Origin of the sequence: Aliiglaciecola lipolytica E3, assembly GCF_000314975.1 — a bacterium.
GTDB classification, from domain to species: domain Bacteria; phylum Pseudomonadota; class Gammaproteobacteria; order Enterobacterales; family Alteromonadaceae; genus Aliiglaciecola; species Aliiglaciecola lipolytica.
This window is the reverse complement of the sequence record NZ_BAEN01000008.1, coordinates 14,899-27,112: the sequence shown is the minus strand read 5'-3', so window position 1 is coordinate 27,112 and position 12,214 is coordinate 14,899. Positions and strand designations below refer to the sequence as shown.

Sequence of the window (12,214 nt, the reverse complement as noted above, 5' to 3'; positions counted from 1 at the left end):
GATCAAAATGACGACGAACGCACCCATGCTGATATTCGTGAGTTGATTTGGTTGCATGTGGGCGAAAGATGGGAGTTGAGAACCGGTCTAGGTAAAGTGTTTTGGGGACAAACTGAATCTTTGCATTTGGTTGATGTAATCAATCAAACGGACGCCATTGAAGCAATCGACGGAGAAGATAAACTTGGCCAACCAATGGTCAACTTATCGTTAATTCAGGATTGGGGTACTACGTCGTTATTTATACTTCCTTATTTTAGAGAGCGTACTTTTGCCGGCCCGGAAGGTCGTCCTAGATTTATGTTGGAAGTTGATACCGATAATCCTATTTTTGAATCCAGCGATGAAGAGAAAAACGTAGATTGGGCTGCTCGCTGGCAACATACGCTTGGACGCTGGGAAGTAGGGGTTTCGTATTTCGATGGTACCTCTCGCGAACCCATTTTAGTACCAGAGATGAGCGAAGAGGTTGCTTTGTTGAGGCCTTTTTATCCGCAAATGCAGCAAGCTGGCGTAGATGTCTTGGCTGTAATGGGAGCTTGGCTTCTAAAATTCGAAGGTATCAGCCGTCGCACTAATGTAGAAAACTATAATGCATTAGTGGGGGGATTCGAATATACCAAAGTGGGTGTGTTTGATTCCCAGTTTGATTTGGGTTGGTTAGTCGAGTATCAATATGATGGCCGAGATAACACGCTTTTAACCCCTTCACAAAATGATATTATGTTTGGTTCACGTATTGTCTACAATGACATTGATGGTACTGAAATCTTATTAGGGATCGTTCAAGATTTGGATAATACCAATAGTCGCTCTGGTTTTGTTGAAGCGTCTAGTCGTATCAATGACAACTGGAAATGGCGTTTAGATGCTTGGTTTTTCTCAAGCGATTCTCCTGAAGAACCTATTTATCAATATCGAAGAGATGATTTTGTGCAACTTAGCATGGAATTTTATTTCTAACTATTGGAACTTAACACCAAAATAGCCGCAAATTCAGCGGCTATTTTCTTATGGGCCCAATGTAACTAGAAGCAATAACAATATTATCTAAGTACATATTAAAGTTGTTCTTTGGTTTAGCGACACCACCAAAATAATAGTTTAACCACACTTTTTCGATTTTCATCTGCGGTGTATCTCTGAAATACATATTATTTCGCTCGTAAATAAGTACACCATCAATCCACACTTTAAATACACCATCTTTAAGACCGGGTGTATTCAACTTTATTTGTTGCTCTATCGCATACCAGCGGCCTGGTTGCATGGTTGACATCTCGTGTCCCCAAGGAATAGATTTGCCATATTTACTACCGGTATTTGCTTCATATAGGTAGCTACCAATTGGAAGTTGCCCCCCCCATTCAGGGCTTTTGGAGGATATTGAATGATAAAAAGCGCCCCGAGCAGACCACCCGTTTTCACCATTGTTTGGACGACCGCCCCAGCCAGCTTTATTATATGTTCCACTGAATCCAGGTAGCTTCCCTCCGCCGCTAACTTTCGCCCCAGGAGCCAGCATAGAATAATATCTAAAAAAGGCCTCTTCTGGTTCTTTGCCAGCGTGTTGAGCGAAATAATAATCTAAATTTCCAGCAAGATTTTGTGACGTCAAAAATCGCATATTGACACTCTTACCTGGCTGTCCGCTATAGTGCCTGACGTCACTGTGATCGATAAACTGCAACTCGCCCGTGTTTTGCCATACTGGTTCCGTTAAGCCTACACTTTGCTTTATGCCACTAAACCAGCCCTGATCATCAAAATCGTCTGCGAAATAAACGGCTTTGTCTTGTTTAATGCCTTTGTCTAGCACATATTTTTGCGCAATACCGGAATTGTCTTGTTGTTGCACCACAGGGGAGTAAATTATTTGATTAGCTTGTAATTTTGACTTGCCATATTGGCGGTTGGTTGTGGTTAATACTAACGATAGGTTCTTAATTGCTTGTAAATCAGCTTTTTGCGCAAACTGAAATTTTAACAATATAGTGTGACCACCACCTGCTTTGAGAGTCGACTTTGTACCTACCGCTTTACGGTTCTTTTTTGCGATGTATGTATCGATTTCAGCTAACAATAGGCGTTTTTTATTGCCTTGTTCAAAGGTAAGTTGGGGAGCGTTGTAGCCACCTTTTTCAACACTGTAGAAATCAGCAACTCCCTTGTTCCCGTCTGCTGACGAGAGCGTGATAAATAAGGGATTAGTTAGTTTTATATTCGACAAGTCGATTTTAACTGAATGCTCACGATCAACGTCTTGGATGTCCAATTGCGCAATAGGTTGCGCATATTCTTTGTGGAATTTCGCGAAATTACCTTCAGGCCAATAAAGGTAGGCAACTTCACTTGCAAATCTGTGAGTCACGCTATTATCGAAAACTTGAGCGGCTGAAAAGAAGCTAAAAAAGGCTAGTAAGTAAATATATCTATATAAGTTTTTCATTATCAACGCGTTTTTGCTGAGCATTTAATTAACCATATCATTGTCTCGTTGACTTATAAATGCATTGTCACGAGCTTTAATCCGGCCATCGACTATATTGTGATTTATATTGACTGATGTTTGTTTAAATCTAGCATCTATACCAAGCGAGTTTAGCAGTCTATTACCAGTAATCTCAGAAGCTGCAGCTTTGTTTAAATAGATACTCACATCATTGATGCAATTTAGTACCAAATTATCCTTGATTTTACCGCCCGTGTGTTCATATTCACAGTGTTGGCTTTGACAAAATTCTCCTTGGGTACCACCATTACCAAAAGACAGTCCAACCCGTACATCTAAACTAGACTGATAAGGCAAGCGCCAAGCGCAATTAATCACATTATTGCTAAACACCCCGTTCGCGCCACCTCCTTTTAGAAATCCCCCATAGGTAACTGAAATTTTTCCAGTTAACGTTCGCGCAAAATCGGCTATAAAGTTTTTATCAATTAACCAATTGTTACCACCTACCACGTCAATCGGTGTCGCCGGTGTCATGGTGTTACGGTATGAGTGGTTGAAAAAATCATTATTTGTGATTGTTACATTGTCAGCAAACCAAGCTGGCTTGTGTTGATAGTTACCATTGGCTTTTACCGCTGCGTTAAAGTCGATAAATTGATTATTGATTATCTGTGTATTATCGGCATTTCCATATAGGTGAATAGCGTGCTCACAATAACGTTGTTGTTTGCATGCACCTTTAAAAACAATATTTTCGATGTGCCAATTAGCTTTGTCTAAATAGATGCCTTCGGTATTTTGAATATGTAACACGCTGTTGCCGGGAGAACTAGCTACGATTCGGATGGGACGATCCAGAGTACCATTGTGCCTAACCTCAAGTCGTTTGGGCACAAAGTAATTTCCAGGTGCTAAAAGTATTACATCTCCTGCATGTGCAGATAACATCGCCTTTCTAAGTCCTACTTCACTGCTCACCTGATATAGCTTGGGAGCCACTAAAGAGATTGCTTTGATACTATGCGAATCAATGATTTTGGCGCGGTCAAAACCTGCATCCGACTTGTCTCTGTCGAAAGGTAAAATCTGCTGTTGAGGTAACAGTGTGAGTAGAAAATCTGCGCATTCCAACAAGGCGAGCTTCACTCCCCAATTCTGATGCAAGTTCAGTTGTACATATTGACGGCCTTTAATGGTTAACTCTTTTCCTAGGTTGGATTGCAAAAAAATAGTACCAATCACTAAGGTTAAGCCAACCACTATCAGGCTATAGCTAGCAAGCTTTTTAAAGCTTGCTTTTTGGATTTTCATTGTAAGGTTTTATTGTGTCAAAGCAGGATTTCTGCAACATGAGGATGACCTAGGAAATCTTGTGGACTAGCCGTTGGTCCGTAAGCGCCGGACTGAAAAACCACCAACCAATCTCCAATTTGTGGGTCGGTTAAATACATTTTATCGGCAAGCGTATCTAGCGGTGTACATAAAGGTCCAACTGCCGTAACGGCTTCTGTACCTTTGTCTAAATTCATTTTGTTGCCAATTGCGACTGGATAGTTTTTTCGGATCACTTGTCCAAAATTACCCGAATTAGACAGATGATGATGAAGGCCACCATTTGTCATTAAATAGGTATGACCTCGAGAGACCTTTATGTCGGTAATCTTACTAACGTAAATTCCCGCTTCTGCGACAATAAATCGTCCAAGCTCAATGATTAATTCCAATTGGGCTAACTTGGGGTAGGATGACAAAAGCGTCGCAAGATTATCACCAATTGGCGCTAAATCTAATCGAGTCTCACCCGGAAAATAGGGGATACCAAAACCGCCGCCTAAATTGATTGTTTCGACTGTCACAGGCGTAGCGTAAACCAGTCTTTGAGCTAGTTCAAACGTGTTGTTGTGAGCATCAATTATGGCGTCTTGTTTTAAATTTTGCGAGCCCCAGAAAATATGAAATCCACGAAAATGCATTTTCGTATAATCTAGCTCGGGTAACATTTCAAATAAGCGTTCTTCATCTATACCAAACTGTTTGGGTCCACCGCCCATTTTCATGCCTGATGCTTTGAGTTCAAATGCAGGATTTACACGAAACGCAACAATCGGAAGTATCCCAAGTTGTTGGCCAATATCGATAGCGCGGGATAATTCAAGTTCTGATTCCACGTGTAATGTTACGCCAGCACATATGGCTGCTTTGATTTCACTCTCTTGTTTTGCTGGACCGGCAAAACTGATGTCTTTCACCGGCATGTTAGATTGCAAAGCAATGAGCATTTCTTTTTGAGAAGCGACATCAAAGCCTTCCACCCATTCACACATCGCATTTACTAATGCGGGATATGGGTTTGCCTTAATCGCATAGTGCAATTTAATGGCTTGTGGAATTGCGCGGTGAAATTTATCGATTTGGGCTTTTACGACTTTTTTGTCGTAAGCGTAAAATACTGATTTATCGAGCATCCCTTCAATAACATCAAGTTTTTTCCCTCCTACTAGAATTTGATTATCGAGGGTGTCGAATTGGTCCATGTCAGCGTGAACAGGTGTAGGTTTAGACATTTTCGTACTTTTCCTTTACTTCTTTGCTAAGCAAGCTGCGGTCTACTTTGCCGTTTGGGTTGCGTGGCAGTGACGTTCTGAATTCGACATATTTAGGATGCATAAAATTAGGCATGGCTTTTTTACACAAAGCTAATATTTCTTTTTCTGAATGTTGTGCTTCTTCTTTTAGCACTAACAGTAATGCAACAGCTTGACCTAACTCAAGATCTTTCACTCCCGTTGCAATGGCTTCTGAGATATCACCGCAAGATTGATAACACGCTTCTTCCACTTCCATGGGACTCACTCTGTATCCTGAGGTTTTAATCATTTCATCTTTGCGACCGACAAAATACAAAAAGCCTTGTTTATCGCGTTTTACCGTATCGCCGGACCACACCGCCATTTCTGGCAAGACTAATCCATTGAGTTTGGCAGGAACTGGTTTAAAGCGCTCAGCTGTTTTAACTGTGTCATTCCAATAACCTAAGCTGACATGCGGTCCACGATGCACTAATTCGCCGGGCTCATCTGCATCACACTCACTGCCATCTTCTCTGACTACCATGACTTCAGCATTGGGAATAGCTTTGCCCATTGAACCTATTTTTTCATCAACTAACTCTGGATCTAAATAAGTACTTCGAAAGGCTTCTGTTAAACCATACATCAAATAAGGTTTAGCATTGGTAAAGGTTGAACGTATAGACGTTAATGTAACCTGTGGCATTGCACCGCCGGAGTTGGTGAAATACCGTAAGTGCTGCGTTGCATTGTCATGCCATTTAGCTTTCATGAGTTGTTGCCAAAGCGGTGGAACAGCGGCTAACCCAGTCACTTGGTGTTGCTCCATTGCTTTAACCACATCGCCCGCTAAAAAGTAGTCCATTAGCACGACACTTGCACCTGTTAGTAAGCCGGTTGTAATTTGGCTCAATCCATAGTCAAAACTTAACGGTAATAACGCTAGAATCACGTCGGATTCGCGATTGTGCAAGTATTCGGCAACACTACTAGCACCAACGACTAAATTTCGATGGGATAAAACGACGCCCTTAGGTCTGCCTGTACTGCCTGAAGTATATAGTATGGCGGCCATATCACTGTCGGTTCTATGGATTTTAGTGAGAGGTCCTTTTTCCAAGTTTTGCATTAATGAAAGTTGTATATCATCAAGGGAAATAGCCGGCAGTTTATCGGTTAAAATGATATGTTTTAGGGCGGGACATTCACTCAATACAGGCTCAAGGATTTTCAATCTGTCACTACTAGTGATGAGTACCTTCACATCACAATCATTGAGTATGTGCTGAACTTGGGGACCTTTTAAGACCGAGTTTATCGGCACAAAGACTCCATTTGCTAGGCTAGTTGCAAACAAACTAATAATTGTATCCGGCGTTTTCGGTAGAAATACACCTACTCTGTCGTGGCGATTAACTCCTAGTTTTTGCAGTGCACAAGCAAGTTCTAAAACTGAGTTTGTTAGTTGCTCATAGGATATTTTAGTTTGCTTAAAAATTAGTGCACACTTTTGTGCATGCTGTTTAGCTGATTCCGATACTAACTCATCAAAAAAACGTTACCATTTTTAATACTTATCTCTTGTTTTAGGGTTACAACTATTTCTTATTACTTTAAATAATGGAACAATACGACAATGGATGATAGAGCTTATTGTTCTATCTATCGAAAAAATATAATAATACAGGTACAGAGAGAATGAATACAGCCGCGTCTGTGAAAGAAATACTAATTGATGTTTTACAATTATCTAGTGATGTTGAATTTGATGAAGAAACCCCGCTTTTAGGAGCTATTCCTGAATTCGATTCTATGGCTGTAGTAACAGTGTTAACGTCTATCGAAGATACCTTCGGTGTTGAGGTTGATGACGACGAAATTAGTGCAGATATTTTCGAAACCTTCGGTGCATTGTGCGCATTTGTGGAAACTAAAGTCTAGCTGACGTAATTGAATTAAGAATCATTATGAAATTTCAAAAAATCATGCTGGTATTTGGGACGCGTCCTGAAGCCATTAAAATGGCACCTCTAGCGCTTGCACTTAAACAAGATAAGCAGCTAGATGTATCCGTTTGTGTAACTGCTCAGCATCGTCAAATGCTCGATCAGGTTTTAGCCTTGTTTGATCTGACACCCGATTTTGACTTGGATTTAATGCAACCTGGTCAGGACTTGTATGACATTACAACCAGAGCTTTGTTAGGCTTGCGAGACGTGTTAGCTGAAGCTAAGCCTGATCTTATTTTAGTTCATGGTGATACCACCACAACATTTGCAGCCTCTTTAGCTGCATTCTATCAGCGTATCCCGGTTGGACACGTTGAAGCCGGTCTTCGAACGGGTGATATATATAGCCCTTGGCCTGAAGAGATAAACCGTAAATTAACGGGGGCACTTACCCGATTACATTTCGCACCTACCAATAAAGCAGAAGCTAATTTACTAGCAGAAAATATTTCGTCAGATTCGGTGTTTGTTACTGGCAATACCGTGATCGATGCCCTTATACAAGTGGCTGATAAAATAACATCTGATACGAAATTAAATACCGAGCTAACTAACAAATTTAATTTTTTAGATAAAAAGAAAAAACTGATTCTTGTGACAGGGCACCGACGTGAAAGTTTTGGTGACGGTTTTGAAAATATCTGCAAGGCTTTAAAAACATTGGCTGAACAGGAAAATGTACAAGTTTTGTATCCTGTTCATTTGAATCCAAATGTTCAAGAACCAGTAAATCGTCTATTAGCGAATACCGATGATGTGTTTTTAATAGAACCGCAAGATTACCTTCCTTTTGTTTATCTGATGACTCGAGCACACATTATTTTGACTGATTCTGGCGGTGTACAAGAAGAAGCGCCGTCACTTGGTAAGCCGGTTTTGGTTATGCGCAACACAACTGAAAGACCTGAAGCAGTAGAAGCAGGAACGGTTAAGTTGGTAGGGACCGATTACAACGCAATAGTTGATAATGCTCTGATGCTATTAAATGATGACAATGCCTATCAAGCCATGTCGTTTGCCCATAATCCCTATGGGGATGGGAAAGCTTGTCAGAGAATAGCGGAATTAATAAAAAATTATAACTAAGGGATAAATATGGCATTTGCTAAAGTTTCGGTCATTGGTTTGGGCTATATTGGTTTACCTACTGCAGCGGTAATAGCATCCCGCGGAGTAGAAGTCATTGGAATAGATGTTTCTGAAAAAGCCGTTGATACTATAAATCAAGGTAAAGTACATATTGTAGAACCTGATTTAGATATGGTTGTTCAAGCAGCTGTTACTATGGGTAAACTGCGAGCATCATTGATACCTGAGCCTGCCGATGCTTTTATGATAGCCGTGCCTACGCCTTTTCAAGAAGGCAAAAAACCAGATCTTAGCTTTATCGAAAAGGCAGCAAATGCGATAGCTCCAGTGTTGGAAAAAGGAAACTTGATTGTTTTAGAATCAACTTCTCCTGTTGGTGCTACTGAAAAACTCACTGCATGGCTACAAGCGCTTCGCCCAGATTTACATTTCCCTGGTCACAGCAGCCAAACTCCAGATATGTACGTTGCACATTGTCCTGAAAGGGTATTACCAGGTCGTGTGCTTGAAGAATTAGTTTCTAACGATCGTATCATTGGTGGTATGTCGGCAGAGTGCAGCGAAAAAGCAATTGAATTGTATAATATTTTTGTGCGAGGAAATTGCTTAACAACATCTGCACGTACGGCTGAAATGGCCAAATTAACTGAAAATAGCTTCCGAGATGTCAATATTGCCTTTGCAAATGAGTTATCTATCATTTGTGACGAATTGCATATCAATGTTTGGGAATTAATCGCATTAGCCAATCGCCATCCTAGGGTTAATATTTTAACACCAGGGCCAGGTGTGGGTGGACACTGCATTGCTGTCGACCCTTGGTTTATCGTGGATTCAGCGCCTGAATCTGCCAGAATGATCCGAACGGCTCGAGAAGTAAATGACGGTAAACCGGGGTTTGTGATTGGCAAGGTACAAAAAGCTGCCGATGAGTTCAAACGCCCAGTAATTGCCTGTTTAGGCTTGGCATTCAAACCGGATATCGACGATTTGCGCGAGAGCCCGGCCTTAGACATTACGTTACGACTTGCTAAAATGGAGCTCGGTGAGATTTTAGCAGTAGAGCCAAATATTCACGAATTACCCGATAAACTTAGTGCCGCTGGGATCAAGTTATTATCTATAGAAGCAGCACTTGAAAAGGCTAATATTGTCGTTGTCTTGGTAAATCATAAACAATTTAAAGGCCTTGATAAGTCTCATTTAAATACCAAGGTCTTAATTGATTCCAGTGGACTAATTGCCTAGTTAGCGAGCAGATTCAATGATACAGTCAGCATAGGAGGGTAAAAAGATTCAACCTTCCTATTTCCTATAATTCAATACCAATCTAAAAGAGAAACATATGTGTTCAATTAAAAAATACGGAGTATTGCTTGTTGTTCTGGTAATGATGGGATGTAGTCAAAAGACACCTTCCGAATATATCGCAGACGCGGAAAAAGCGATCTTAGAAAATGATCCAGAAAGTGCAGTGATCGTCCTTAAAAATGCATTATCGTCAGATCCCAAAAATTTGCGTGCTAGATTTTTGTTAGGATCAGTTTATTTTCAACGCGGAAATGCCAACTCGGCCGAGAAAGAGCTGAAAATAGCGTTTGATGGCGGATATTTTAAGAATGAAGTTCTACCGTTATATTTAGGCACATTAAACTTTTTACAACGTGATGACGAAATTATTCAGGTAGTGGAAAGACTGACCGGTTTAACCAGCGAAACAGAAGCCATAGCGCAAGTTTATAAAGGTCTTGCTTTATTTCGCAAAAACGAAGTTTCAAGAGCTAAGCTCGCCATTAAGCGTGCCTCAGAATTATACCCGGATTCATCGTACAGCCGTTTTGGACGAGCACATCATGCATTGCATGACGGCGAAATAACCGATGCTTTAATTATTCTAGAAGAGCTGCTAAGCGCTGAACCTGAATTTATGGAAGCGGTATTGTTGCAAGGCCAGTTAAGTATGCAACAGAAAGATTATGCCACTGCAATTAAAGACTTTAGACAATACGTAGAACAAAAACCCGGCGACGCTCAAGGGAACTTTTTACTCATTGATGCTCTGTTAAGAGATGAGCAATATGAAGAGGCGGAATCACTCACTGTCGCTTTACTGAAAAAGTTACCTGATAACGCTCAGCTAAATGAATTTATGGGGATTCTGCATTTCCAACAACAAGATTATTCAGCGGCAAAAACCTCAATGGAACAAGCTATATCTGGAGGCTCTAACTCACCCACATCTCGTCTGATTGCTGGAGTCGCATCTTATAATGTGCAAAAGTTAGAGCAAGCTCATAATCATTTGGCAGCAGTACAAAATGTATTGCCGGAATCGCATCCAGCCAAACGATTATTTGCTGAGATTCAATTGCGCTTAGGTTATAGCAATGATGCTGCACAGACATTAGGTAACATGGGAAGTTATGACTTAACTGATGTTACTTTATTTACCCAAGCTGGGTTTGACCTTATTAAAAGTGGTGATGACTCAAAAGCTCGACAGATGCTTGAGTTGGCGAAGAAAAGTAATTCTACAGATCCTGAAGAATTGATTCGAATCGGTATGTTAAAACTTTCACTTGACGATGATTCGGGATTAGAAAACCTTCAAACAGCGATACAACTAGCACCAGAATCTGAAACAGCAAGGTTAGTTTTAGCTCAAGCGTATGTGAGTAAGCTAAACTACAGCAGTGCTATTGAAGTGGCACAAGATTGGATTGAGTATGATTCCGAGCAGTTAATCGCTTACAATTTGTTAGCTGAAGTATACGAGTTATCTGAGCAGCATGATCTAGCGAAACAAGTCCACAGTGACATATTGCAACGTGCGCCAAACAACCCGTCGTCTTTAAAGTTTATGGCTGATGTTGCAAAACAAAATGGTAATACTAAAGAAGCGTTAAGCCTACTTAAAACCGCAGCTCAAAATAACCCTGAATATGTCCAAGGATCGTTTGATTATTTTGTTGAAGCACATAGGCAAAGTAAAGAAGAAGCAAAAGAAGCTCTGGCGTTAATAAAATCTATTTATGAAAAGCAACCTGACGATTTAATGAAAAAATTAAATTATGCCAGAGCGTTGGTTTTTCAAGCTGAACCTCAAAAAGCGCTCGATGTATTGGAGACAATAAAACCCAGCAAAGATATGCCATTGTTCTTTTGGAAGGCTCAAGCTGATAGCTACCTCGCATTGAATAAACCAACAGATGCACTAAATGTTTATTCAAGTTGGCAACAACTAGAACCAAAAAGAAGAGAACCATGGATTGCTGCTATACATCTTAATGATGGAATTCGGGATTTGTCTGCTGCATTAGGTACGGTAAAACGAGCTTTGAGTTTTCATCCTCAAGACGGTGAGTTCCAAGTCATGGAGATCCATTACAATCTCGTAAGTGGAAATGTGCTAGTTGCTAAAAGGTTAATGAACGCGCTTCCGGACAACTTTAAATCTAATACAACTGTTAAGGGGCTTAAAGGTCAAATATTATTTGCTGAAGGCAAAATTAAAGAATCTCTTCCTCTATTAGAAGAATCTTATAATAAGAGTTTAGACGGACGATTTGCAATTTTAATTGCAAAGGCTAAGTCTAACTTGCAAGGTCAAGAAGCTGCCTTAACCTTTTTAGAAGAGCATATCCAAAAGCGTCCAGTAGATGTTAATGTTAGAGCAAGGTTAGCTGAGACTTATATGGATGTAGCGCCGCAGAAAGCGATAGAACATTATGAGCGGTTGGTTAAATTTTTACCCGAGAATATAATCGCCTTAAACAATCTTGGTTGGCTTTATGGTGAAGCAGGAAATAGCGAAAAAGCAGTTGCATATGCCGAGCAAGCAGTTGCGTTGCGCCCAGAAAACCCTAAATTGTTAGATACACTAGGCGTGGTATTATTAAAAAATGGTGACGTAAAACGTGCTTTGGAAGTAAGTAAGAAAGCATTCGATTTAGAGCCAAGTAATCAGACATATCGGATTCATTACGAAGAATCGCGTAAAGCGAATCAATAAATAGCGAAATGGGTAATAAAAGTGTCAGATATTTTAACATGTACAAATACCTCAATATAAAAAATGCATATGAAACAGT

At 40.4% G+C, this 12,214-nt stretch carries 8 protein-coding genes and 1 pseudogene; 5 read left to right on the top strand and 4 right to left on the bottom strand.

Annotated elements, in window-relative coordinates; all coding sequences use genetic code 11:
- A partial coding sequence (locus tag GLIP_RS22025; protein WP_040521579.1) for a hypothetical protein occupies positions 1–963 on the top strand: 963 nt, incomplete at its 5' end.
- Positions 964–1,003: 40 nt separating this feature from the next.
- On the opposite strand, the gene GLIP_RS01065 is transcribed toward GLIP_RS22025, so the two are convergent.
- The 4 genes and pseudogenes from GLIP_RS01065 to GLIP_RS01050 all read right to left on the bottom strand — a co-directional run.
- A complete protein-coding gene (locus GLIP_RS01065) occupies positions 1,004–2,449 on the bottom strand; it encodes a polysaccharide lyase (RefSeq protein ID WP_153886236.1) in 1,446 nt (481 codons plus the stop codon).
- Between the two features lie 24 nt (positions 2,450–2,473).
- Entirely contained in the window at positions 2,474–3,766 is a 1,293-nt protein-coding gene (locus tag GLIP_RS01060; protein WP_008842685.1) for a right-handed parallel beta-helix repeat-containing protein, read from the bottom strand.
- Positions 3,767–3,783: 17 nt separating this feature from the next.
- Positions 3,784–5,019, bottom strand: a complete 1,236-nt coding sequence (locus tag GLIP_RS01055; protein WP_008842684.1) for a pyridoxal-dependent decarboxylase, exosortase A system-associated — start codon at positions 5,017–5,019, stop codon at positions 3,784–3,786.
- Positions 5,012–6,562 (bottom strand): annotated as a pseudogene (locus GLIP_RS01050) (acyl-CoA ligase (AMP-forming), exosortase A system-associated); the annotation flags it as partial. The gene GLIP_RS01055 and the pseudogene GLIP_RS01050, both read right to left, overlap by 8 nt.
- A 161-nt stretch (positions 6,563–6,723) precedes the next feature.
- Between GLIP_RS01050 and GLIP_RS01045 the strand changes: the two are divergent.
- The 4 genes from GLIP_RS01045 to prsT all read left to right on the top strand — a co-directional run bounded on the left by GLIP_RS01045 (position 6,724) and on the right by prsT (position 12,135).
- Positions 6,724–6,966: an acyl carrier protein gene (locus GLIP_RS01045; RefSeq protein WP_008842682.1), complete on the top strand. Its 243-nt coding sequence runs from the start codon at positions 6,724–6,726 to the stop codon at positions 6,964–6,966.
- 26 nt (positions 6,967–6,992) lie between these two features.
- Positions 6,993–8,120, top strand: coding sequence for a non-hydrolyzing UDP-N-acetylglucosamine 2-epimerase (gene wecB, locus GLIP_RS01040; protein ID WP_008842681.1), 1,128 nt, complete (start codon positions 6,993–6,995; stop codon positions 8,118–8,120).
- Between the two features lie 9 nt (positions 8,121–8,129).
- A complete protein-coding gene (wecC, locus tag GLIP_RS01035) occupies positions 8,130–9,371 on the top strand; it encodes a UDP-N-acetyl-D-mannosamine dehydrogenase (RefSeq protein WP_008842680.1) in 1,242 nt (413 codons plus the stop codon).
- A gap of 97 nt (positions 9,372–9,468) precedes the next feature.
- Entirely contained in the window at positions 9,469–12,135 is a 2,667-nt protein-coding gene (prsT, locus tag GLIP_RS01030) for an XrtA/PEP-CTERM system TPR-repeat protein PrsT (RefSeq protein WP_008842679.1), read from the top strand.
- Positions 12,136–12,214 lie beyond the last annotated feature (79 nt).